Source organism: Ruegeria sp. AD11(2025) (genome assembly GCF_056542405.1).
Map to the genome: position 1 here is coordinate 135,614 of NZ_JBQFZU010000001.1, position 24,500 is coordinate 160,113.

At 58.9% G+C, this 24,500-nt stretch carries 21 protein-coding genes and 1 tRNA gene; 13 read left to right on the forward strand and 9 right to left on the reverse strand.

Going from position 1 to position 24,500, the window contains the following annotated elements; translation table 11 throughout:
• Positions 1 to 519, reverse strand: a complete 519-nt coding sequence (locus ACR1XY_RS00770; protein ID WP_480589154.1) for an outer membrane protein — start codon at positions 517 to 519, stop codon at positions 1 to 3.
• Positions 520 to 938: 419 nt separating this feature from the next.
• On the opposite strand from ACR1XY_RS00770, the gene ACR1XY_RS00775 reads away from it, so the two are divergent.
• A complete protein-coding gene (locus tag ACR1XY_RS00775) occupies positions 939 to 2,480 on the forward strand; it encodes a trimethylamine methyltransferase family protein (RefSeq protein WP_480589156.1) in 1,542 nt (513 codons plus the stop codon).
• 52 nt (positions 2,481 to 2,532) lie between these two features.
• Here the strand turns inward: ACR1XY_RS00775 and ACR1XY_RS00780 are convergent, their stop codons facing one another.
• Together ACR1XY_RS00780 and ACR1XY_RS00785 are read right to left on the reverse strand one after the other, a co-directional pair.
• On the reverse strand, positions 2,533 to 2,778 hold the full coding sequence (locus ACR1XY_RS00780; RefSeq protein WP_480589158.1) for an EF-hand domain-containing protein: 246 nt from the start codon (positions 2,776 to 2,778) through the stop codon (positions 2,533 to 2,535).
• Positions 2,779 to 3,321: 543 nt separating this feature from the next.
• Positions 3,322 to 6,942, reverse strand: coding sequence for a vitamin B12-dependent ribonucleotide reductase (locus tag ACR1XY_RS00785; protein WP_480589160.1), 3,621 nt, complete (start codon positions 6,940 to 6,942; stop codon positions 3,322 to 3,324).
• 534 nt (positions 6,943 to 7,476) lie between these two features.
• On the opposite strand from ACR1XY_RS00785, the gene ACR1XY_RS00790 reads away from it, so the two are divergent.
• A complete protein-coding gene (locus tag ACR1XY_RS00790; RefSeq protein WP_480589162.1) occupies positions 7,477 to 7,911 on the forward strand; it encodes a hypothetical protein in 435 nt (144 codons plus the stop codon).
• Positions 7,912 to 7,921: 10 nt separating this feature from the next.
• Here the strand turns inward: ACR1XY_RS00790 and ACR1XY_RS00795 are convergent.
• The 4 genes from ACR1XY_RS00795 to pdxH all read right to left on the reverse strand — a co-directional run bounded on the left by ACR1XY_RS00795 (position 7,922) and on the right by pdxH (position 9,770).
• Positions 7,922 to 7,998 (reverse strand) — tRNA-Pro (locus ACR1XY_RS00795).
• Between the two features lie 43 nt (positions 7,999 to 8,041).
• Positions 8,042 to 8,509, reverse strand: a complete 468-nt coding sequence (locus ACR1XY_RS00800; protein ID WP_480589164.1) for a DUF192 domain-containing protein — start codon at positions 8,507 to 8,509, stop codon at positions 8,042 to 8,044.
• A 6-nt stretch (positions 8,510 to 8,515) separates the two neighbouring features.
• A complete protein-coding gene (locus tag ACR1XY_RS00805; RefSeq protein ID WP_174822655.1) occupies positions 8,516 to 9,022 on the reverse strand; it encodes a cold-shock protein in 507 nt (168 codons plus the stop codon).
• 142 nt (positions 9,023 to 9,164) lie between these two features.
• Positions 9,165 to 9,770, reverse strand: a complete 606-nt coding sequence (gene pdxH / locus ACR1XY_RS00810) for a pyridoxamine 5'-phosphate oxidase (RefSeq protein ID WP_480589166.1) — start codon at positions 9,768 to 9,770, stop codon at positions 9,165 to 9,167.
• Positions 9,771 to 9,905: 135 nt separating this feature from the next.
• Here pdxH and fabI point away from each other — a divergent pair, with 135 nt between their 5' ends.
• From fabI to trpE, 5 genes are all read left to right on the forward strand, one after another.
• The gene (gene fabI, locus ACR1XY_RS00815; protein ID WP_170325040.1) at positions 9,906 to 10,712 is read left to right on the forward strand and encodes an enoyl-ACP reductase FabI; all 807 of its coding nucleotides are present in this window, start codon (positions 9,906 to 9,908) and stop codon (positions 10,710 to 10,712) included.
• 5 nt (positions 10,713 to 10,717) lie between these two features.
• On the forward strand, positions 10,718 to 11,227 hold the full coding sequence (gene gpt, locus ACR1XY_RS00820) for a xanthine phosphoribosyltransferase (RefSeq protein WP_480589168.1): 510 nt from the start codon (positions 10,718 to 10,720) through the stop codon (positions 11,225 to 11,227).
• 27 nt (positions 11,228 to 11,254) lie between these two features.
• Positions 11,255 to 12,430, forward strand: a complete 1,176-nt coding sequence (locus ACR1XY_RS00825) for an aminotransferase (RefSeq protein ID WP_480589170.1) — start codon at positions 11,255 to 11,257, stop codon at positions 12,428 to 12,430.
• 79 nt (positions 12,431 to 12,509) lie between these two features.
• Positions 12,510 to 14,351: a SurA N-terminal domain-containing protein gene (locus tag ACR1XY_RS00830; RefSeq protein WP_480589172.1), complete on the forward strand. Its 1,842-nt coding sequence runs from the start codon at positions 12,510 to 12,512 to the stop codon at positions 14,349 to 14,351.
• Positions 14,352 to 14,363: 12 nt separating this feature from the next.
• Positions 14,364 to 15,875 carry an anthranilate synthase component I gene (trpE, locus tag ACR1XY_RS00835; RefSeq protein WP_480589174.1) on the forward strand — a complete coding sequence of 504 codons (1,512 nt, stop codon included), beginning with the start codon at positions 14,364 to 14,366 and terminating at the stop codon, positions 15,873 to 15,875.
• A 44-nt stretch (positions 15,876 to 15,919) separates the two neighbouring features.
• Here the strand turns inward: trpE and ACR1XY_RS00840 are convergent, their stop codons facing one another.
• Entirely contained in the window at positions 15,920 to 17,413 is a 1,494-nt protein-coding gene (locus ACR1XY_RS00840; RefSeq protein WP_480589176.1) for a divergent polysaccharide deacetylase family protein, read from the reverse strand.
• 195 nt (positions 17,414 to 17,608) lie between these two features.
• On the opposite strand from ACR1XY_RS00840, the gene ACR1XY_RS00845 reads away from it, so the two are divergent.
• From ACR1XY_RS00845 to lexA, 6 genes are all read left to right on the forward strand, one after another.
• On the forward strand, positions 17,609 to 18,190 hold the full coding sequence (locus ACR1XY_RS00845; protein ID WP_480589178.1) for an anthranilate synthase component II: 582 nt from the start codon (positions 17,609 to 17,611) through the stop codon (positions 18,188 to 18,190).
• Entirely contained in the window at positions 18,187 to 19,206 is a 1,020-nt protein-coding gene (trpD, locus tag ACR1XY_RS00850) for an anthranilate phosphoribosyltransferase (protein WP_480589180.1), read from the forward strand. The genes ACR1XY_RS00845 and trpD overlap by 4 nt, the downstream gene beginning before the upstream one ends.
• Positions 19,203 to 20,015: an indole-3-glycerol phosphate synthase TrpC gene (gene trpC, locus ACR1XY_RS00855; RefSeq protein WP_480589182.1), complete on the forward strand. Its 813-nt coding sequence runs from the start codon at positions 19,203 to 19,205 to the stop codon at positions 20,013 to 20,015. Before trpD ends, trpC begins: the two co-directional genes overlap by 4 nt.
• Entirely contained in the window at positions 20,015 to 20,488 is a 474-nt protein-coding gene (moaC, locus tag ACR1XY_RS00860) for a cyclic pyranopterin monophosphate synthase MoaC (RefSeq protein ID WP_480589184.1), read from the forward strand. The genes trpC and moaC overlap by 1 nt, the downstream gene beginning before the upstream one ends.
• Complete coding sequence (locus ACR1XY_RS00865) at positions 20,485 to 21,657, forward strand: molybdopterin molybdotransferase MoeA (RefSeq protein WP_480589186.1); 1,173 nt, start codon at positions 20,485 to 20,487, stop codon at positions 21,655 to 21,657. The genes moaC and ACR1XY_RS00865 overlap by 4 nt, the downstream gene beginning before the upstream one ends.
• A 78-nt stretch (positions 21,658 to 21,735) precedes the next feature.
• Positions 21,736 to 22,434, forward strand: coding sequence for a transcriptional repressor LexA (gene lexA / locus ACR1XY_RS00870; protein ID WP_480589188.1), 699 nt, complete (start codon positions 21,736 to 21,738; stop codon positions 22,432 to 22,434).
• Here lexA and ACR1XY_RS00875 read toward each other — a convergent pair.
• Positions 22,428 to 24,479 (reverse strand): ComEC/Rec2 family competence protein, encoded by a 2,052-nt coding sequence (locus ACR1XY_RS00875; RefSeq protein WP_480589190.1) that lies wholly within the window; start codon positions 24,477 to 24,479, stop codon positions 22,428 to 22,430. The two genes, lexA and ACR1XY_RS00875, sit on opposite strands and share 7 nt — an antisense overlap.
• Between the last annotated feature and the right edge of the window lie 21 nt (positions 24,480 to 24,500).

Sequence of the window (24,500 nt, forward strand, 5' to 3'; positions counted from 1 at the left end):
TCAGAATCGAAAGGACGTGCGCAGGTTGAACACACTCGAATCCAAACCGCCATCGGTCCGGGTGACATCGTCAAAATCCTGCCGCAAGGCCTCTCCACTGATCACAAAGCGGTCGTTGATGGGATAAGCTACACCGATCCCATAGACGGCGGCCGTATCGTTATCGACCGAAGCATCCAACCGGGCCGCGCCAACCACCACGTACCCCAAGGCGCCGCCGAAATCATAGCCGCCACGCAATTTCAGGCGCGTCATGCTGTCCAGACTCCCCTCTCCGTCGCCCAGATTCAGGGACAGGCGATTGTATTCCAACTCGCCACCCAGAACAAAATTGCCGAAATCCTGATCATAGCCGATATGAGGGCCAAAGACCGTGTCGTTGCCGCTTGATCCGTTCGGACCGTCGGCGTCTGCATATCCAAAGCTGAATCCGGCATAAGCCCCGGTCCAATCCTCAGCCATTGCGGGGGCTGCGATGCTCGCCACCAAAATGAGACAGAGGGCCTTAAGGGCTTTCATTAAACTCTCCTAAAGAACCTGTCGTCGGAACTTTGGTCTTTTGGGTCAACGTAACTTAGAAACCTGGTTTGCAATCATTAATATTCAATTGAGATCACGAACCACTCTTAAATAAGTTAAGGAACTATAACAGATTTCTGCCTTAACGGCGAAAATTCTTTCAAAACCAAGCAATCGCCGTGACACATGCGTCACAGCTTCGCTTTTGAACTCTCAGGTCGCAAACAGGACAGAAAGCACCGGTCCACATCGGAATACTGATCGCCAATATGTGAGGATCCAAATGCATAACGAAGTTTGGAAGATTCGGCTGATCAGCCGCACCATTGGAGCCGACCGTGGGCGCGCGGCGCGCGGGCGACCTTCAAAGGCGTAATACCCCCCCCTTTCCTGACGCCTTCACTATTGGAAACAGACCCATGAACGATCAAACCCGTAACTCCTCCCGTAGCGGCGGACGCGCCGCGCGCCGTGCGGCCCGTGCGTCCGCACTGCCCGAACATCTGCGCCCTATCCGCCCCGGTATGGAGGGCGGCGTTCTCAACGTGCTGACCCAGGCACAGATCGAACGCATCCACGAGGCCGCGCTAACTGCATTGGAAACAATTGGCCTGGCCGACGCGCCCCAAAGCGGTATCGATTACCTGGTCGGCGCCGGTTGTACATTGGGCGATGATGGCCGAATCCGCTTCCCCCGCGCCCTGGTCGAGGACACCATCGCTAAAGCAAATCGCTCGGTCACATTGTATAGCCGCGATGGCAAAACCGATCTGGATCTGTCCGGCACCAAGGTTCACTACGGCACGGCGGGCGCGGCCGTCAGCGTGGTTGATGTTCACGGCAATGCATATCGGGATTCAACGGTGCAGGACCTTCATGACGCTTCCCGCATCTGTGAACAGCTTGACAACATTCACTTTGTTCAGCGGCCGATGGTCTGCCGCGACATTCCCGACAACCTGGAAATGGATCTGAACACGATCTATGCCAGCTGCTCGGGCACATTCAAACATATAGGTACATCCTTCACGGAACCCAGCCACGTCCCCCCGGCACTAGAGATGGTCTACATGATCGCCGGTGGTGAGGATAAGTACCGAGAGCGTCCGTTCGTTTCGAATTCGAACTGCTTTGTCGTGCCACCGATGAAATTCGCTACGGAAAGCTGCGAAGTTATGGAGCTTTGCATAAAGGGTGGAATGCCCGTGTTGCTGCTTTCGGCCGGGATGGCGGGCGCAACCGCCCCTTCAACAATCGCCGGTGCGATCACTCAGGCCACGGCGGAATGTCTGGCCGGTCTGGTTTACGTAAACGCTGTAAGTCCCGGTGCCCCAGCAATTTTTGGCACTTGGCCTTTTGGTCTGGACCTGCGCACCGGCGCCATGTCGATCGGGTCCGGTGAACAGGCTTTGCTGACTGCAGGCTGCGCCCAGATGCACCGATTCTACGATCTGCCCGGCGGTGCTGCCGCTGGAGCCTCCGACTCGAAGATGCCTGACATGCAGGCCGGATGGGAGCAAATGTGCTCGAACGTCATGGCCGGACTGTCGGGCGTGAACATGGTTTACGAAGCGGCAGGTATGCACGCCTCGTTGCTGGGATTCTGCTTGGAAAGCCTTATCCTCAGCGACGACCTAATCGGTCAGGCGCAGCGCTGTGTGCGTGGGATCGAGGTCACCGATGAAACTTTGGCTTTGGACCAGATCGCCGAGGTCTGCATGGGCGGGCCCGGACACTACCTGGGTACCGACGCAACGCTCAGCCGAATGCAGGCGGACTATGTCTACCCGACTTTCGGAGACCGGACGTCGCCCAAAGAATGGGCGGAACTTGGCAAACCGGATCTGATCGAGAAAGCGGTCAAGCGGAAAGAAGAAATTCTGTCATCCCCGTCTCCAGCCCGGTTCGATCCGCTGCTGGATGCCGAGATTCGCGCGAAGTTCAACATTTACCTCGCCTGATAAGATATTGTAAAAGCGGCCAGAGTATCTCTGGCCGCTTTCTATTTCGGGGTTAGCCGTCAGTCGCCGGCAGCAACCCGGCTTCCTGAGCCACGGCGATCTCGGCCTCATCCAGTGCGCCGTCACCGTTTGCGTCCATCGCCGAAAAACCGTCTGCGTCAACGTCAGGCAGTACGGCCTGCACTTCTTCGATTGTCAGCACACCATCGCCGTTGGCGTCAGCCGAGGATTGTGCGGCAGCCAGAGTCGGCAGTCCAAGTGCGAGAACAGAGATAGCGGTCAGAATTTGCGGTTTCATTGTGATGCCTCCTGATAGAGTTTTTGCGTTTTTTGTCCGGACAGCATCAGAAACACCGTAACGGGATACCGTGTCACCTGCATTGAAGTTTGTTTCGTTTTTCGCGCCAATCTCCGCGTGTTTGACAGAGTCGCGTCTGCGGTCAACCGCCGGAGAAAACTAGTCAATCCGCTTTCGGCGGGTCTTGCCCGACGAGGCATGCACAATCCGGCAAAGCTCTGCTCAAATTCCCGACGACGCCGTTGCAAAAAAGAAAGGGGGCCGAAGCCCCCTGTCAGTTTCGCCTTCCAGGCTCATTTCGTTGACCGCCCGGTGTTTTTTTGCCTGCGGCCTGGACTGCGCATGGGGCGAGCGCACCCGCCCCGTGAAAGAGTGGGAAAGAGCATATATTCCGCCCCACCCTGTTCCCGGCCAACACGGGCATGTCGGCCGAGTGGACCAAGGCATCGATGGTAAGTCTCAGCGCCTTGCTCCGTATTCGTCGGGGCCGGTTACTTGGGCAGCGTTCCGACCCCTGCGCCCCGGGGTGCCGGGGCGGTTGGCTTAGCTACACCCGCTGGTCGCGCCGCAGGTGTTGCATTTCATGCAGGTGCCGTTGCGCACCAGCGTGTAGTTTCCGCATTCGCCACAAGGATCGCCCTCGTATCCCTGCATCTTGGCCTTGGTCCGTGCGTCCATGCTGGTCGCGACAGCGGTTTCAGCTGCAGGCGCTTCAAAGGCGGACGCGGTTTCGGCCATGCCGGTCAAATCGGCCTGACCGCCATTGAAGACCACCAGATCTTGCGGCAGACGCTTGCGCAGATACCCGGTCGAGCTGATTTGTTTCAGCACTTCCAATGACTTGGAGGCCGCGCTGTCGCTGATCTCGGACACGTTGGACAAGCCGTCCTCTTCGCCGCGCCCAAGATCGTCGAAGGTTGCGCCTTCGGGTTTCACATGGGCCAGATCGGTGCGATCCAGATAAGACACGGCCAGTTCACGGAAGATGTAATCCAGGATCGACGTCGCGTTCTTGATCGAGTCGTTGCCCTGCACCATTCCCGCCGGTTCGAACTTGGTGAAGGTAAAGGCATCGACGAATTCTTCCAGCGGCACACCATATTGCAGGCCGACCGACACAGCGATGGCAAAGTTGTTCATCATCGCCCGGAAGCCAGCACCTTCCTTATGCATGTCGATGAAGATCTCGCCCAGCTTACCGTCTTCGAACTCACCGGTGCGCAGATACACTTTGTGGCCGCCTACGATCGCCTTTTGGGTATATCCCTTGCGGCGATGCGGCAGTTTTTCGCGGTGGCTGCGGATGATTTCCTTGACCACAACCTTCTCGATCACCTTTTCGGCGAGAACGACGGCTTTTTCCTGAGGCGTCCCGCTTTCCAGCACTTCTGCCGCCTCATCGTCGTCCTCGACCAGCGCCGCCGCCAACGGTTGCGACAGTTTCGACCCGTCACGATAGAGCGCGTTGGCCTTCACACCCAGCGACCAGCTGAGCTCATAGGCTTTCTGGCAATCCTCGATGGTGGCGTCATTGGGCATGTTGATCGTTTTGCTGATCGCACCCGAAATAAAGCTCTGCGCCGCCGCCATCATGGTGATGTGGCTGTCAACACCCAGGAAACGCTTGCCTTTCTTGCCGCACGGGTTTGCGCAATCGAAGATTGAATAGTGCTCTTCCTTCAGATGCGGCGCGCCTTCCAGCGTCATGGTTCCGCAGACGTGGTCGTTGGCGGCGTCGATATCCGCTTTGGTAAAGCCCAGATGGCGCAGCAGGTCGAAGGTCGGGTCATTTAGCTTGGTCGCCGGGATGCCCAGCACGCCGGTGCAGAAATCCTCGCCCAGCGTCCACTGGTTGAACACGAACCGGATGTCGAACGCGCTTTCCAGCGCGGCGTCCACCTTGGCCAATTCATTGGGGCCAAAGCCATGGCCAGTCAGCGAGGTGTGGTTGATCCCCGGTGCGTTGCCAATGGTGCCGTGGCCGACCGCGTAAGACACGATCTCTTCGATCTGAGCCGAGGAATAGCCTTGCTTCTCCAGCGCCGCAGGGACCGAGCGGTTGATGATCTTGAAATACCCGCCACCGGCCAGCTTCTTGAATTTCACCAGCGCAAAGTCAGGTTCAATCCCGGTGGTGTCACAATCCATCACCAGACCGATGGTGCCGGTGGGCGCAATCACGGTGGCCTGCGCGTTGCGGTACCCGTTCTGCTCACCCAGGCTCAGCGCTTCGTCCCAGGCCGACATGGCCAGATCGATCAGGCGCTTGTCGGGGCAGTTGCCATGGTCCAGAGGCACCGGCTTGACCGCCAGTTTCTCGTACCCCTCGGTCACACCCTGCGACGCGCGGCGGTGATTGCGGATGACGCGCAGCATGTGGTCCGCGTTGCGCTCGTAACCCTTGAACGGGCCAAGCTCTCCGGCGATCTCTGCCGAGGTTGCATAGGCCACACCGGTCATGATCGCAGTCAGTGCGCCGCAGATCGCCCGGCCCTCGTCCGAATCATAGCTGTAGCCCATGTTCATCAGCAGGCCGCCGATATTGGCATAGCCCAGACCCAGCGTGCGGAAGTCATAGGACAGTTGCGCGATTTCCTTCGACGGGAACTGCGCCATCGTCACCGAGATTTCCAGCGTCAGGGTCCACAGACGCGAGGCGTGCATATAATCCGCCGCCTGGAACTCGCCATCCTTGAGGAAGGTCAGCAGGTTCATCGACGCCAGGTTACAGGCCGTGTCATCGAGGAACATGTATTCCGAGCATGGGTTCGAACCGCGGATCGCACCATCTTCGGGGCATGTGTGCCATTCGTTGACGGTATCGTGGAACTGAATGCCCGGATCGGCACAGGCCCAAGCGGCATGACCAACCTTTTCCCACAGGTCGCGCGCCTTGACGGTCTTGGAGACCTTGCCATCAGTGCGGTTGATCAGTTCCCAATCGGCGTCTTTCTCGACAGCAGTCAGGAACGCGTTGGTCACGCGAATAGAGTTGTTCGAGTTCTGGCCCGAAACCGAGCTATAGGCGTCCGAATCCCAGTCCGTATCGTAGGTTGGGAATTCGATACTGTCGTGACCCTGCTTAGCGTAATCCAGAACGCGCTTGATGTAAGTTTCTGGGATCGCGACCTTTTTGGCTTCACGAACCGCTTTCTTCAAGCTGTCATTCTTGTTGGGATCATACGCATCGTCTTGCGCACCGTCCCAGCTGCGGATGGCCTCGAAAATGCCGTTCAGCATCTTCTCGTGCATCTTCGATCCGGCAACGATCGAGGCCACCTTCTGCTCTTCGATCACCTTCCATTCGATGAATTTTTCGATGTCAGGGTGATCAGCATCGACGATTACCATCTTTGCTGCTCGACGGGTTGTACCGCCTGATTTGATCGCGCCTGCGGCGCGGTCGCCGATCTTGAGAAAGCCCATGAGGCCCGAGGACTTGCCGCCACCTGACAGCGCCTCGCCTTCTGCACGCAGATGGCTGAAGTTGGTCCCGGTACCCGAGCCGTATTTGAACAGGCGCGCCTCGCGCACCCACAAGTCCATGATACCGCCTTCGTTGACCAGATCATCATCGACGGACTGAATGAAGCACGCGTGCGGCTGCGGATGTTCGTATGCGGATTTCGATTTGGTCAACTTACCGGTTTTGTAATCGACATAGTGGTGACCCTGTGCCGGGCCATCGATTCCGTAAGCCCAGTGCAAACCGGTGTTGAACCACTGCGGGCTATTAGGCGCAGCACGCTGGGTCGCCAGCATATAGCGCATCTCGTCAAAGTAGGCGCGCGCGTCTTCTTCGGTCGAGAAATAGCCGCCCTTCCAGCCCCAGTAAGCCCATGCACCTGCCAGTCGGTCAAAGACCTGCTTCGAAGAGGTTTCTCCGCTGAATTCAGCGCCTTCAGCCGGAACCGAGCGCCACAGAAATTCGGGAACGTCCTTTTCCTTGACCTTTTTCAGGGCCGAAGGAACACCGGCTTTGCGGAAGTACTTTTGCGCAATGACGTCGCTAGCCACCTGGCTCCACTTTGCGGGAACTTCGATTTCGTCGAGGCGAAACACAATGGTGCCGTCCGGGTTCCGGATTTCCGATGTCGCAGAGACAAAGTCCAGATCTGCGTATGCGTCCTGTCCCGATTTGGTGAATTTTCTGTCAATCTTCATGTCCGCAGCCCTAGATTCAATCAACTTGTCCGTTGGCGTCAGGAGCCTTTCAGCAATCCGTCAGCCGTGCCAGAAATTTTGGACGCAAACGACCGGGCGCTGTTTTCGACAGCGCGAAACCGTTCGTACGGTTGCACGTTTAATAGATGTGCTTTCCGACCCTCGTCCTATGCCCTTTTCCGGTTATCCTACCAGATTTAGTGGCATCCCTTTCGGCCCATACAACTTGACGTATTCGGCCATAGATCGTCAATGTCATTTTTCGGTCATTTTCGAAATCTTTTTTATTGACCCAGTAGTTTCGGGGCTCTGTCTGCTGACGGATTGCGATTCCTCCACAGGTTCATCCACCGGCCGCCCGGTGTAGCCTGAAACTCACACAGCGGAATTAACTGTGTTTCTCGGCACAGTTACCGGCATTTGATAAACCGGTAGTAAGGTAGTTAGGTTGAACAAGAATCAGAACGCCACCCGTCGGTGGGGTGGACAAAGTGCATTTAGTTTAAAACGGTTGATCGAGGGAGGTCAGGTTCGATGTTGGTGTATCGCTTGCTTCCCGTATTGGCGTTGACCGTGGCCTGCGCACCACAAGATGTGCCCCCTCCAACGCGCAGCGCGCAGTTCGACACATATCCCAAACGGCTTTTCGATACGTTCGAAACGCAATGTGCCGGACCCGGTGAGCGGTTCCAGAAGATCGGGAATCGGGTCTACGAATGCACCGAGTTGCTGCCGCCCGACACAACCGCATATCTGATTCTCAACTATGATGGATACCCGCAGAACCTTCCCAAAAGCGTCATGCGTATGACATCAACCAAGAACGCCTCGGGTTACCGCGTAGATGCAGAGCTGTTTTTTAATGTGCCTCAGAAGACTGGACCTGCGGTCAAAGTTCCGGTGGAAAGCAAAACACTGGATCAGGCGCTTGGCGCGCTGTTCCAGGTGATGGGTGGATCACCCACGTAAAGGAAAGAAGTGGTCGGGGCGGCAGGATTCGAACCTACGACCCCCTGTACCCAAAACAGGTGCGCTACCAGACTGCGCCACGCCCCGGACCGTGCGCCTTCCTAAACGTGCCGTTCTGATTTGAAAAGCCCTAACAGGGCCAAATTGCAGGGCCCTGCAAAAAAATTTCGTGCTGCATCTGGGTTCCCGGCGTAATCAGGTAGCGGGCCGCCAGCCCGGCATTGATTTCCAGAACTGCAAAGACCGAATCGCCGCCTTCAATCTGAGTCTCATCGCCGGGAATCGCATTTTCGTGTACGCGGGTCACGGTTCCGGTGCGGTCCAGAAAAATGAGGTCCAGGGGAATCAGAGTATTCTTCATCCAGAACGCGACCCTCTGCGGCGGGTCGAACACGAACAACATCCCGGACCGCTGCGGCAGCGACTCGCGAAACATCAGTCCGCGCGCCCTGTCTTGCGGGCTCATCGCCAGTTCAACATTGAAGGTAATTTGTGTCTTATCGTTGCGCAGACCGACACGGTCGTCCCGGCACGCCGCCAGCCCCTCTCCGGTCCACAGCATTGTTATACTTGCAAGAACCGCGATTAGTCTGGTCATGAACAATCAGTCGTCCAACGCGGCTTCCCAGGCCAGGACCTGAGCCGCCATACGTCCGCGTTTGCCATCGATGACGCGCATCGCCAGCGCCTCGCCCGGTTGCAGGTCGGCAAGACCGGACCGGCGCAACACTTCGATATGCAGGAATACATCTTCATTCCGGCCAAAAACATTGGCGAAACCGAACCCCTTGCCCTTATCGAACCATTTCACCCGTGCAGCCTCGAGCGGCGCTTCGGCGATCACAACGGGATCAAGCTCGGCAAAATCCGCCAGCATCATCGAGTCGGTCCGTGCGGGTGGATCGACACTGATAACCTCGACCGCCTGAACACCGCGGTCGGTGCGGTGGGTCATGATCTCGATCCCGGCGCCATCGGCGACAGAACTTTGCCCGAAATTACGTAACACATTTACATGCAACAGAATATCCGGACCGCCTTCGTCGGACACAACGAACCCGTACCCCTTGGCAGGGTCGAACCATTTTACGTGTCCACGGACGCGGTACATGTTGTTCAGATCTTCTGGCACGGTTTTCCCATCGCGAATTTTAACAGTTCGTTAAGGGTCCGATGTGTATGGGAATGACGCGCAAATTCAAGCTGAAAAAACCCTTTGTTTCCTGCTCGTTGCATTTCACGATACGCGAACGTCATGGATTCAACCTCTGTACTTCCCACACCGAGCCCACTTGATCCCGACGCCACTGGAACCTGTCATGCAGCCGGAAGGCACCATCGGCCCAAAATTCGATCTCGGTCGGTACCAGCCTGTATCCACCCCAGAACGGTGGCCGCGGAGGGTTCGGCCCCAGTTTCGCGGTCACCTTGGCAACCTCTGCCATTAGGGCAGATCGGCTGCTTAGGGGCTGGGACTGCTTTGAGGCCCATGCCCCAAGTCGACTCTTCAGCGAGCGGGACGCATAATACTCATCAGCTTGCGGCCCGTTTTCCCTTGTGACTGTACCACGAACCCGGATTTGCCGCCGCAATGATTTCCAATGCATAACAAATGCCGCTTTGCCTGCTGATTCAAGCTCGGTGGCTTTGGCGCTTTCGTAATTGGTGTAAAACACGAAGGCATCGGATTCGATCTCTTTTAATAGCACCATGCGCACGTTGGGCATGCCATCCGGGTCCACGGTTGCCAACGCTATGGCGTTGGGATCATTCAATTCGCTGTCTTTGGCCTCTGACAGCCACCGATCCGAAATTTGAAACGGATCAGCGCCGGCAAAAATGCCACCACGCTCGGTCATTTCCATCCCCCGGAAACTTTTATTAACCACCCTAGGGCGAGAACCCGCTGTGGGCAAGAGTTCGTGGCCTTGAAGCAGCGCATCCAATGGCATAAACCAACTCAACATGACGCGAAGACAGGCGGAGAACCGAACATGTCAAATCAGTTGATGGCCGGAAAACGCGGCCTCATCATGGGACTGGCCAATGATAAATCGATCGCATGGGGAATTGCCCGCGCTTTATCCGAAGCCGGAGCCGAACTTGCCTTTTCCTATCAGGGAGATGCGCTAAAAAAACGAGTCGATCCGCTGGCGGCGCAACTGGGCAGCGAGATCGTCCTGCCCTGCGATGTGAGCGATGAGGCTTCAATTGATGCGCTGTTCTCGTCACTGGAAGAAAAATGGGGCAAGCTGGACTTCATCGTTCACGCGATTGGCTTTTCAGACAAGAACGAGTTGCGCGGCCGTTACGTCGATACCAGCCGGGCGAATTTCAAGCTGACCATGGATGTATCAGTTTATTCGTTCACGGCTGTAATGCAGCGGGCTGAGAAGATGATGTCCGAAGGCAGCAGCGCCGTTACCCTGACCTACTACGGTGCCGAACAGGTAATGCCCCATTATAACGTGATGGGTGTGGCCAAGGCGGCGCTGGAAGCGTCCGTCAAATACTTGGCCGAGGACCTGGGCAAGGATGGCATCCGCGTCAACTCGATCTCGGCCGGTCCGATCAAGACACTGGCCGCCAGCGGCATTGGCGACTTCCGCTATATCATGAAGTGGAACGAATATAACTCGCCCCTGCGCCGCAACGTGACCATCGACGATGTAGGCAAGTCGGCATTGTATCTGCTGTCCGATCTCAGCAGCGGCGTTACCGGTGAGAATCTGCACGTAGACTCGGGCTATCACATCGTCGGCATGAAGGCCGTGGACGCCCCGGACGTTGAAAAAGGTTAAGAAAAATGAGCGCCAAAGACCGCCTGCCCCACGAAAAAGGCTTTCACATCAGCTGGGACCAGATTCACCGCGACTCGCGCGCTTTGGCGTGGCGGCTGGACGGTCAAGGCCCGGATGACGGCGCATGGCGTGCCGTTGTCGCCATCACACGCGGCGGCATGGCGCCCGCGATGATCGTCAGCCGTGAATTGGATATCCGCACCGTTGATACAGTTAGCGTACGCTCTTACCACCATCAGGCGCAGGGTGAAGCCGAAGTGCTGAAAGCCCCCGACGCAGACCTGATGGGCGACGGTGAGGGTATTCTGATAATCGACGATCTGGTCGACAGCGGTAAAACCCTGGAACTGGTCCGCGCGATGTACCCCAAGGCACATTTCGCAACGGTCTATGCCAAACCCAAAGGGCGCCCGATGGTGGACACGTTCATCACTGAGGTCAGCCAGGACACCTGGATCTTTTTCCCGTGGGATATGGCCCTGCAATATGTCGAGCCTTATCGCGGCACCGATTGATCTTCTGCTGAACATCCAGGACCACGCATGAACCGGACACGTACCGCCGCCACTTTCGCCCCTCCGGTGATGGAGGCGCGACGTTGGCTGGAGGGCGTGGTCTTTCTCGAGAACAGGCCTCTGATCAATGTCAGCCAGGCCGCACCGGTCGATCCGCCGCCTTTGGCGCTGCGTCAAGCCATGGCCGAGTTTGCAGTGACCGAGGACAGCGCGCATTTGTATGGGCCGGTTCTGGGAAATCCCGAACTGCGTGCCGAACTCGCGACACAGATCAGCCAGCATTACAACGCAGAGGTCGCGGCGGATCAGGTTGCCATCACTTCGGGCTGCAATCAGGCTTTTGCGGCGGCGATCTCAGCCATTACCGATGAACGGGACGAGGTCATTCTGCCAACCCCGTGGTATTTCAATCACAAAATGTGGCTGGATATGGCAGGCGTGCACGCTATCGACCTGAAGACCGGTGATGATCTGCTGCCCGATCCCGATGTGGCCCGCGCCTTGATCACCGACAACACGCGCGCCATTGTATTGGTCACCCCGAACAATCCCGGCGGCGTGGAGTACCCCTCGGATTTGTTGCGCGCCTTTTATGATCTGGCGCGCGAGACCGGTATCCGCCTGTTGGTAGACGAAACGTATCGCGACTTCGACAGCCGCATCGGTCCGCCGCATGATCTGTTCAGCCAGCCGGGCTGGCAGGAGACGCTGGTCCATCTCTATTCGTTTTCCAAAGCCTATCGCCTGACCGGTCACCGCGTTGGCGCGATTGCAACCGGCGCGGACCTTCTCGCGGAAATCGAGAAGTTTCTGGACACGGTAGCAATCTGCCCCAGCCAGATCGGCCAGTTCGCAGCGCTCTGGGGGATGAAGAATCTGTCGCAATGGGTAGCCGGAGAAAGCGCAGAAATCCTTGACCGTCGTGCCGCGATTCAGGAAGAGCTGCCCCGTCTGGCCGGCAAGGGTTGGCGCCTGTTGGGGCTGGGGGCCTATTTCGCCTATTTCGAGCACCCGTTTGATATTCCCTCTGACGAACTGGCGCGTCGTCTGGTGCCCGAAGCCGGTATCCTGCTGCTCCCCGGTACGATGTTCATGCCCGCAAATAACCCAGAGGGAAAACGTCAGGTCCGAATCGCCTTTGCCAATCTCGACCGTTCCGGAATCGCTCAATTGTTTGACCGGCTGCAGGCCTTGTCCTTCTGAGCTTGCCCCCCGGCGACGTGCATCGTATTCAGGGCCGCAACCGACAGGGCAGTAACTTGCCACAGAATAAGAGGGCACCATGGCCGCAGGCATGAAAAACCTATCGAAGACCTTTGTCTGGATTCTCATGGGCCTATTGATGCTGGGCCTTGCGGGCTTTGGCGCAACCAGCCTGACCGGCACCGTGCGCACTGTTGCGCAGGTGGGGAACGAAGAGGTTTCGATCAACGAGTATGTCCGTGAGCTGCAGCGTGAAATCCGCGCGGTCGAGAGCCAGACTGGCCAGCCGCTGCAAATGTCGCAGGCGCATGAGTTCGGGCTGGACCAATTGGCCTTGTCGCGCCTGACCGCTCTGGCCGCGTTGGACAACGAAGTTAGCGAGTTGGGAATTTCGATTGGAGACGAGAACCTGCAAAAGGAAATCGTTGCCATTCCGGCCTTTCAAGGTGTCGATGGTACGTTTGACCGTGACGCCTATCAGTTTCAGTTGGAACAGGTCGGGATGACGGATACCGAGTTCGAATCGGATCTGCGCAAGGAATCCTCGCGTACCATCGTGCAGAACGCGGTGGTCAGCGGCGTTGAAATGCCGTCGGTCCTGACGCAAGTCCTGACCGATTATGTCGGTGCCCGCCGCAGCTTTACCGTGGCCACAGTCGGGCCGGACGCCCTGACCACACCTGTCGCCGCGCCCTCGGATGAGCAGGTTCAGGCCTACTATGATGAGAACACGGATCAGTTCACCCTGCCTCGCACCAAGCAACTAACCTATGCCATCCTGTCGCCCGAAATGCTGCTGGACAGTGTCGAGGTTGATGAGGATTCGGTGCGCCGCCTTTACGATCAGCGCGCGTCTGAGTTCCACCAGCCTGAACGTCGTCTGGTTGAACGCCTGACCTATCCCAGCGAGGAGGCCGCGAAAACCGCGATGGCTCAGCTTGAGGTCGGCGGCACTACGTTTGAACAATTGGTACGCGATCGCCAGTTGGAACTCAGCGATATCGACCTTGGCGACGTGACCCGCGAGGATCTGGGCGAAGCGGCCGATACCGTCTTTGCCGCCGATGTAAACACTGTGGTAGGCCCACTGCCCTCGACCTTTGGCCCCGCGTTGTTCCGCATCAATGGTTCGCTCGCTGAAAGCAAAACCTTGTTCGAAGACGCAGCCCCCGCCCTGCGCGAGGAACTGGCCGCCGATCGCGCCCGCCGCCAGATCGAAGCACAGGCCGAAGGAATCAACGACATGCTGGCCGGCGGCGCCACTCTGGAAGAGTTAACCTCAGAGACCGAGATGGAACTGGGCCAGATCGACTGGACCCGTCAAAGCGACGATGGCGTTGCTGCCTATGACGGATTCCGCATTGCCGCCGAAGCGGTGAACGAAGGCGACTTCCCCGAAGTCGCGTTCCTTGAAGACGGTTCGATCTTTGCCCTGCGCCTGAACGAGGTTCTACCCCAACGCCCCGAACCGCTGGACAGCGCCCGTGACCGCGTGGTGGCTGCATGGACGCAGGCTGAGACAAATAAGGCACTGGAGGAACAGGCCAATGCGGTCCTGAAGCAATTGGAAGAGGATGGCGACTTCGCCACCACCGGCTTGCCGTTCCGCGTAGAAAACGCCCTGACCCGCACCGCGTTTCTGGATGATGTGCCAGCAGATTTCATGGTGCAGGTGTTCGAAATGGAACCTGGCGAGTTGCGGACCGTTCCCGGTGATGGTTCGGCGTTCATCGTCCGTCTGGAAGAGTTGCTGCCGCCGGCCGAAACCGACGAGTTGCGTCAGGCCCAGGCCGCGCTTGAGGCTCAGTTGAACCAGGCGCTGGCCCAGAACATCTTTGACGCCTATGTGCGCGACGCGCAGGCCCGCGCCCGCCCGGTGATCGATCAGCGCGCGCTGAACGCCGTGCAGTCGAGCTATTAGAAGAGACCGAATATGGCCCTGACCCCCGAGTTTGACAGTTTCGCCCGCGCCTATGAGGCTGGCGAAAACCAGGTCGTTTATACCCGCCTGGCGGCTGATCTGGACACGCCCGTGTCGCTGATGCTCAAGCTGACCGGTGCGCAAAAAGACGCGTTCATGTTGGAATCCGTGACTGGTGGAGAGATCCGCGGGCGGTATTCGATCATTGGCATGAAGCCGGACCTGATCTGGCGGTGTCGCGGGGAAACGTCGGAACTGAACCGCTCGGCCCGCTTCGATGCCGAGGCGTTCGACCCGCAAGACGGCAACCCGATGGACAACCTGCGTGCGTTGCTGGCCGAAAGCCGCATCGCATTGCCCGACGACCTGCCACAGGCTGCGGCGGGTCTGTTTGGCTATCTGGGCTATGACATGGTGCGGTTGGTCGAATACCTGCCGGACGTGAACCCCGACCCGCTGGGCCTGCCCGATGCAATCATGCTGCGCCCATCGGTTATTGCCGTTCTGGACGGTGTCAAAGGCGAGGTCACGGTCGTCTCCCCTGCCTGGGTGGCCGAAGGGCAAACGGCCAAGGCCGCCTATGCGCAGGCCGCCGAGCGTGTGATGGACGCGGTGCGCGATCTGGAACGCGCCATGCCCGCTGAAACCCGCGATCTGGGGGATGCGTCCGAGATTGCGCCGCCGGTGTCGAACTTTACCAAGTCCGGCTATATGGAAGCGGTTGAAAAGGCCAAGGAATACATCCGCGCAGGCGACATCTTTCAGGTTGTCCCGGCGCAGCGCTGGACGCAGGACTTCCCGCTGCCGCCTTTTGCGCTTTATCGGTCTCTTCGGCGCACCAACCCGTCGCCTTTCATGTTCTATTTCAACTTCGGTGGCTTTCAGGTCGTCGGTGCCAGCCCCGAGATTCTGGTGCGAGTCTTTGGCGATGAGGTCACGATCCGCCCGATCGCCGGCACCCGCCCTCGTGGCGCGACGCCCGAAGAAGACAAGGCCAACGAGGCCGACCTGCTGGCCGACAAGAAAGAGCTGGCCGAGCATCTGATGTTGCTGGATCTGGGCCGCAATGACACGGGCCGCGTGGCCAAAATTGGTACCGTGCGCCCGACCGAAGAGTTCATCATCGAACGCTACAGCCATGTGATGCACATCGTCTCGAACGTGGTTGGAGAACTGGCCGAAGACAAGGACGCGCTGGATGCGTTTTTTGCAGGAATGCCAGCGGGTACCGTCTCAGGCGCGCCGAAAGTTCGCGCGATGGAGATCATCGACGAGTTAGAGCCCGAAAAACGCGGCGTCTATGGCGGCGGTGTGGGGTATTTCAGCGCCGGTGGCGACATGGATATGTGTATCGCCCTGCGGACAGCCATCGTGAAGGATCACAAATTGTATATTCAGGCCGGTGGCGGTGTCGTTTATGACAGCGACCCAGAATACGAATATATGGAGACCGTTCACAAATCGAACGCCATTCGCCGCGCGGCAGCCGATGCCGCCCGGTTTACCGGTTCCGGCAACAGCTAAAAGTACGGCTGGCCGAAGCGGTCAGCCGAATTAGCGGTTGGCGATTACTGAACCTCTTTCATCATCACCGCGGAAATCGGGGCCATTGCGACGCGGTTGCCCCGGTCTTCGAGTCCCCATAGCAAGAGGGCTGAGATAGTGTCCGGGCGCAGGCGGCCGAGCATGACAACAGTCCCCTCCTGCCCGGCTCGGAACGCGGCCTGATCCAGGAAACGGCGCATGATCTTGGGATCCTGACGTGCGCCGTCTATATCGCGGAAGATCACGCCCGACGGCACGCCATTCCGCGCCGCCAGCTTTTGCACGGTGTTCAGCCCGTTATCCTGCGTGATCAAACCCCGCCCAGTACCGGCGGCAATCGCAGCCACCTGATCGGCCAGTTTTCGATTGCCCTGAATGCCAGAGTCCACACCCTCGAGGATACCCACCGTCTCTGGCAGCGTATCGAGCCAAACGGCCAGAGAGACCTCGGCGTCTTGCGCGCTGGCGGCTTCGGGTAGATCGGCCAGCGCCAGAACTTCGAAACCGGCATCGCGATGCTTGTTCATCTTTTCGGCGGCTTCGGGATCAGAGGGGTTGACGGCAAAGGTCAGCGGGTACGGGAAGTCCTGCAACGCTTCAGCGCCGAAAGCGCCCTCGTCGTCGATCAGGATGATTGACATCAAAGGCTTGGCTTCGGGGTTCTCAAAATCGGCAGCGTAGGCCTCAATCGGCTTGCCCGGAACAACCACATCAGTGCCCGTATCGGCAACCTGTTCTACATCATCACGTTCGGTCAGGGGCAAAACACGTCTGCCAACGCTGGGAGCTGCGGCGACTTCACCTTCACCTCCGATCTGGGGAACGGATGCTATCCGGGGCAAATCGCTCGGTGATGCATCTTCGTCTCCTTCGACCGCAATCGGGCTATTCTCGAAGGGGTTTGTTTCTGCTTCTGGAGCAGTGGTGTCGGCCACCTCGGGTTCGGCATCCGGCGCAATATCGGTAACGGCGGATTCGGTTTCCGGCGCAACTTCGGGTACGGGTTGAGGTTCAACGTTAGCAGTTTCGGGTTCTGGCCGGGGTTCAACTTCGACGACTGGTTCAGATTGGGCTTCGGGCGCGTCCAGCGACACCTCGGGCAAAGCCTCGGCGTCGGGCGATCCCTGCACCAAAGGCGGTGCCTGCGGCGCAACAGGTGCCTCCGTCGACACGGAAACTGGTGTTGAACGGGCCACGACGGGCTCATCGGCCTGCGCAGCGTGTTCATTCACCTGGGGCTGGGCCTCAGGCTCGATCTCGACATCCGTCAATTCAGCCAGTGTGTCGGTTTGGTCAAAGATGGATTCGGGTTCGGTTGGCGGCAGGTCCAACACATCTGAATCGCCAACGGTGTCGGTCGCCTCAGCGGTGGTTTCGGGAACCTCTGCCGCAGCGGGTTCCGGAGCGGACACCGCCACTTCTGGTTTTTTCGTCAGAGGCGTGTTCAGAGACAACACTGCCCCCAATACAAGAACAACGACCGTTCCCACGATCATTCCACCGACAAATCCGCCCATCACAATTGCCTCTCGTCCTGGTCCTGCTTCGATCGCATGTTCGCCGTCTGCTGCGGCATTTGCTTGCCGAGGCGCCAGGAACCGGATGTCCCCTTGACGCTGCCGCGCAAGCCTGAGCATGTATGTCCCGACATTATACCGTGGCCCGGGGCTGTATCGCCAGCCCGAAATGCCCAAGCCGAGACAAGTGCCCAAATGCTGCTGCTGATCGACAACTACGACTCGTTTACTTACAACCTCGTACACTATTTAGGCGAACTTGGCGCCGAAATGGTTATTCGGCGGAATGATGCTTTGGATGTTCAGGAAGCCATGGCCATGAACCCGGCGGGCATCCTGCTGAGCCCCGGTCCGTGTGACCCGGATCAGGCTGGCATATGCCTGGCCCTGACCGAGGCAGCGGCTGAAACGAAAACGCCGCTTATGGGCGTTTGTCTCGGGCATCAGACCATCGGGCAGGCTTTTGGGGGAGACGTGATCCGCTGCCACGAAATCGTACACGGCAAAATGGGTACGATGCACCATACCGGCAAAGGTGTCTTCGCCGGGCTGCCCTCGCCCTTTGAGGCGACCCGCTATCATTCTTTGGTGGTTGATCCTAATACGCTGCCCGACTGCCTTGACGTCACGGCCGAGCTGGAAGACGGCACCATCATGGGCCTGCAGCACAAAGAGCTGCCCATCCACGGCGTTCAATTCCACCCGGAATCTATCGCCTCCGAGCACGGCCACGCCCTGCTCAAGAATTTCCTGTCCGAGATGAAAGTTCCCGCATGAGCGACGCTCTGAAACCGCTGATCGGAGCCGCCGCCGACCGGTCTCTGACCCGCGACGAGGCCGAACAAGCCTTCGCAATTCTGTTTGAAGGTGAAGCCACCCCCAGCCAGATTGGCGGACTGTTGATGGCAATGCGCACCCGAGGTGAAACGGTCGAGGAATACGCCGCTGCCGCCGCTGTGATGCGCGCGAAGTGCAACGCGGTCAGCGCGCCCACCGGTGCGATGGATATTGTCGGCACCGGGGGGGACGGCAAGGGAACACTGAACATCTCGACCGCTACGGCCTTTGTAGTGGCAGGCGCCGGTGTCACCGTGGCAAAGCACGGCAATCGCAATCTCAGCTCGAAATCCGGCGCTGCGGACGCCTTGGGGCAGTTGGGAATCAACGTGATGGTTGGCCCGGAAACTGTTGAAAAGGCTTTGGAAGAAGTCGGCATCGGCTTCATGATGGCGCCGATGCACCATCCGGCCATTGCCCATGTCATGCCCTCTCGGCAAGAGCTCGGCACCCGCACGATTTTCAACATCCTCGGCCCGCTCACCAACCCGGCCGGTGTTAAACGCCAACTGACCGGAGCCTTCAGCCGCGATCTGATCCGCCCGATGGCAGAAACACTTGGCCTTTTGGGTTCAGACCATGCCTGGCTGGTACATGGGTCCGATGGCACCGATGAACTGACCATCACCGGCATCAGCTGGGTCGCCTCACTTGAGGACGGCGTTGTCAAAGAGGTCGAGCTTCACCCCGAGGACGCAGGCCTTCCAGTGCACCCATTTGAGGATATCCTCGGCGGCACGCCAGAAGAAAACGCCGTTGCCTTCCGTGCCCTGCTGGATGGGCAGCCCTCGGCCTATCGTGATGCGGTGCTGCTGAACTCAGCCGCCGCATTGGTCGTCGCGGACGCTGCTGCCGACCTGAAGGACGGAGTAGCCAAAGCCGTCGAAAGTATCGACAGCGGAAAAGCCAAAGAAAAAATCGCCGCACTGGCCCGCATGACTCAGGAGGCCGCATGACAGAGACGGTACTGGACAAGATCAAAGCCTACAAACTGGAGGAGGTTGCCGCGGACAAGGCTGAGAAACCTCTGGACGTTCTGGAAAGTGAAGCAAGGTTCGCCCCTGAGGTTCGTGGCTTTGCTGCTGCCCTGCGGACGGCCACGCGCAAAGGCTATGGTCTGATCGCCGAGGTCAAAAAAGCCAGCCCTTCCAAAGGGTTGATTCGCCCGGATTTTGACCCGCCCGTGCTGGCCAAAGCCTATGAAGAAGGCGGTGCGGCCTGCTTGTCAGTGCTGACCGACACACCCAGCTTTCAGGGCGCCAAAGAGTATCTGACCCAAGCCCGCGCGGCCACGTCGCTGCCTGCCTTGCGTAAGGACTTCATGTACGACCCCTACCAGGTTATCGAGGCGCGCGCATTAGGTGCGGACTGCATTCTGATCATCATGGCCTCGGTCGAGGACAGTCAGGCGGCTGAACTGGAACAGACAGCGTTCGATTGGGGCATGGACGTCCTGATCGAGGTCCATGACGAGGCCGAACTGGGACGCGCGACACAATTGAAAAGCCCTCTGATCGGGATAAACAACCGCAACCTCAAGACCTTCGAGACCTCGCTTGATACCACGCGCCGGTTGTCGAAACTGGTGCCGGGCGACCGGACCATCGTATGCGAAAGCGGCCTGAGCACGCCCGAAGACCTGGCCGACATCGCCCGCTATGGCGCGCGCTGTTTCCTGATCGGTGAAAGCCTGATGCGTCAAGACGATGTCACCGCTGCAACGCGTCAATTGCTGGCAAACCCGCTGATCCCCGGAGTGATGTGATGCCACTGACCCACTTTGATGCCCAGGGCCAGGCGCACATGGTCGATGTATCCGACAAGGCAGTAACTGACAGGGTGGCAGTTGCAGCCGGCCACATCAAAATGGCGAAGGAAACCTTTGATCTGATTTCCGAGGGCCGCGCCAGGAAAGGTGACGTTCTCGGCGTTGCACGGTTGGCCGGCATCATGGGTGCAAAAAAAACGCCCGAACTGATCCCGCTGTGCCACCCTCTGCCGGTCACCAAAGTGGCCGTTGAACTGACGCTGGACCCTGATTTGCCCGGTGTTCAGATCGAGGCAACCGTCAAAACCTCGGGCCAGACCGGGGTCGAGATGGAGGCCCTGACCGCGGCCACAACCGCCGCGCTGACCGTCTATGACATGACCAAGGCTGTCGATAAGGCGATGGAAATCGGCGGCATTCGGGTTCTGCTGAAAGACGGTGGGAAATCAGGACGTTACGAGGCAAGATGATTACGGTTGAAGACGCCCGGGCGCTGCTGTTTGATCTTGTTTCCCCGCTCAATGCCGAAACGGTTTCGCTCGCCGACGCCTCCGGACGCGTTCTGGCGCAAGACGTCAGTGCCACCCGCGATCAGCCGCCATTTTCCGCATCTTCAATGGATGGCTATGCACTGAAGGCGGCCGAGGTCGAACTGCACGCGATGTTCAAAGTCATCGGTGAGTCCGCCGCCGGTCGTCGTTTCGAAGGCACCGTCGGGCCAGGTCAGGCCGTGCGCATCTTCACCGGCGCTCCGATACCAAATGGCGCAGATTTTGTTGTTATTCAAGAAGATACCGACCGTCGCGGCGACCTGCTGACGATCACCGACGAGCCCGGCACCAAGTCCAACATCCGCCCGGCCGGAATCGATTTTCAAAGCGGCACGCAGATCTCGACGCCGCGCGTTCTGCGCCCCGAGGACATTGCGTTGATGGCGGCCATGAACATTCCGGCGGTGCCAGTCACGCGCAAACCCGTCGTTGCGTTGATCTCAACCGGGGACGAACTGGTCATGCCGGGCGAAACCCCCGGGCCCGATCAGATCATCGCCTCGAATACCTTTGGCCTGAAAGCCCTGCTGGAAAACGCAGGCGCGCAGGTGCGTATCCTGCCGATTGCGCGCGACACCGTCGCCTCGCTTGAAACCGCCTTTGGGCTGGCAGAGGGTGCCGATCTGGTCGTTACTATCGGCGGCGCGTCGGTCGGTGAATACGATCTTGTCGCCGATGTTTCGCAATCGCTGGGGATGGAACGGTCGTTCTACAAAATCCGAATGCGGCCGGGTAAACCTCTGATGGCTGGTCGGCTGGGCAATGCCGCGATGGTCGGCCTGCCGGGAAATCCTGTGAGCGCAATGGTTTGCGGCTATCTCTTCCTGGTCCCGATGGTGCGTCGCATGTTGGGTATTGAACAGATTCTAACGCCATTTCGGCGTGCCCGTCTTGCCGAACCGATCACCGAAAACGGCCCGCGTGAACACTATATGCGCGCGATATTGGACGACACTGGCATTCGCGCCTGCACCGATCAGGACAGTTCTCTGCTAAGCGTTCTGGCGCAGGCCAACGCCTTGTTGGTACGCGAACCGCATGACCCCGCGCGCGCCGCCGGGGATGAGGTGCTGTACCTGCCGATTTAAGAGGCGTGCAAATCCGTTGACACAAAACGTGAACATGCGTAGAACAAAAGAAAACGCATGACCGACGAGGTGTGAGCAATGCTGACCAAGAAACAGTTGGATTTGTTGGAATTCATCCACAAACGCGTTCAGGCGGACGGCGTTCCGCCCAGTTTCGACGAAATGAAGGCTGCATTGGATCTGAGGTCGAAATCCGGCATCCATCGCCTGATTACGGCACTGGAAGAACGCGGCTTCATCCGCCGCCTCGCCCACCGCGCCCGGGCGATTGAGATTGTCAAGTTGCCGGAAAGCCTGGGCGGTGAACCTACGGTCGCCTTCAAACCGCGCGTCATTGAAGGCGACAAGCCCGAGGGGCCACGCCCGGCGAATTTCGAACCGGTCACCGTGGACGCCATGGAACTGCCGGTTATGGGTCGCATCGCTGCAGGTGTTCCGATTGAAGCGATCAGTCACGTGTCGCACCGCGTTGCGGTTCCGGGCAGCATGGTTTCGGGCAAAGGTGATCATTATGCGTTGGAAGTCCGCGGGGATTCGATGATCGACGCGGGCATCAATGATGGTGACGTTGTGGTCATCCGCGAAACCAGAGTGGCAGATAACGGCGACATCGTGGTTGCTTTGGTCGAAGATCAGGAAGCTACGCTGAAACGGTTTTTCCGCCGCGGCAACGCTATTGCCCTTGAGGCCGCGAACCCCGCCTATGAAACACGCGTTCTGCCTGAGGACAAGGTTAAGGTACAGGGACGGCTGGTCGGGCTGATCCGCAGCTACTGAGCCTTTTTTGAGTAACGGTCCCCGGTCAACTCCGGGGACCACAAACGATGGCCGATGACCGCTCGACTGGTTGTAATGCGACCGTTGGATAAAGCGAGACTTCCGGTCTCTTTCAGACGGTCCGGGTCGAAGAGGCCGCAATCCCCAGCGATATCCAAGGGAACGGCAGAAACAACAATCTGATTTTCCCGGCATTCCCCGAAGCCCTGAGCGGCGCGCTTTCCTGTAACGTGGACCAGTTCCTTGCCCTGCCAGACATAACGTTGGATCGCGCCGGACGTATCGGGCCAGCGGCGGGCGGCGTTGGTCTGGTCCGCACCATCGCCGTCGTTTTCAAGCCAAACGGTCGCAATAAACCCACTGCCCTTTTCCTTGCTGAGCGCCCGGCCCTTTTCGGTCATGACGCCCACCAATCCGCCAGAATCCGCTATCAGAACTTCGGGCCGTTGCCCTTGCCCCCAAAGCAAAAACGCCACTGCTACCGGCGCGACTCCGATCCACTTCGCCCGCCCGCGCCACAGCGCCAGCCACAAGGCGCCGAGGGCAAACATCGGCAAAACATAATGCGGCGGGCTAACGACAAACCCTTGAGCGCCCTCCAGGCCGGAGACCCTGTCCGAGACAATCAGAATCCACTGTAACCCCATCCCCATGACGTGTAGCGCCAGTGCCTCCAACCCGAACGGGGCCAACAGCGCCGCAACAAAGGCCGCTGGCACCACAACCGTCCCCATCACCGGCACCGAGAGCAAATTAGCCAACAGCCCGTAATGAGACATCGTGTTGAAATGCGCCGCCCCGATTGGAGCTGTCGCCAGACCGGCAATGGCTGACGACAGTACCAGCCCCGCAACAGGTTTCGTCCATTTCGGCCCCGGCAATGGACCATAATCCCGCAATTGCCCGAACACTGCCACAAGCGCGGTCGTCGCTGCAAAAGACATCTGAAAACCTGGGCTCAGCAGAGATTCGGGGCGCAACACCAAGACAATCAAAGCGGCCACTGCAACGACCCGAAGAGAGATCGCGCGACGGTCGATCAGTATTGCCCCAAGCATGACGCTTGCCATGACAAAGGCCCGCTCGGTGGCGACGTTGCCACCGGACAGCATAAGATAGATGACAGCTGCGACAAGTGCGCAGAGTGCCGCCAGCTTACGCACAGGCAGACGCAAGGCCACGGCGGGAATAGCGGACAGGGCCAGTCGGCAGACCAGAAACACGAACCCGGTCAGCAGCCCCATGTGCAGGCCGGATATCGCCAGCAAATGCGCAAGGTTTGATGCGCGCAAAGATTTCAGCGTCTCCTGCCCCATCCCACTGCGGTCACCTGTGGTAACCGCAGCAGCGAACCCACCGATCTCACCGGGCAGGATCGAACGGACCCGATCAGAGATGGCCATCCTCATCGCCGTGACGCGCACCCCTTCGGTCGCCCCTCCGGGCGGCGCAATTGTCATCACTGGAACGCGGGTGTATCCAACCGCGCCGAGACGCTGAAACCAGGCATGGCGGCGGAAATCGAACCCTCCGGGCTCGACCGGGCCTTGCGGTGGTGACAGGTGGCCCGTGGTCATAATCCTTTGGCCCGGTGCCAGCGATGCCGGTTCGCCATGTAATGAAAGCCGGACGCGCTGCGGGCGGCGGTCCTCGGGCACGTCCCCTATGCGCACCTGGTCCAGCGTCACCCGCAACGCGTCCGAGGCAGAGCGATCCATGGCCACGACCCGCCCCTCGATCGGACCGTAATAACGCCAAGACAGAACCGGCTCTGCGACCGAGTGGGCCCGCGCGCCGGCCAGTACAAAGCCAGCCGCGATCAGCGCGCCCCCCGTTACCAACGCAGCCCAACCGGTTCGCATCTTGCGACCGGCCCAGACCAGGCCCAACATCAGCGCCAACAGGCACGAATAAACCTGCCAACCCGGTTCGAACCGGAGACTGAAGTACAGACCAATGCCGAAGGCCAGACATATCGGAGACCACTGAAACAAATACCCGGTCTGGTTCAGCAATGCGGCCTCGACCCGTGCCAGAACACGCATGGTTGCCCCCGTCCTTCGGGC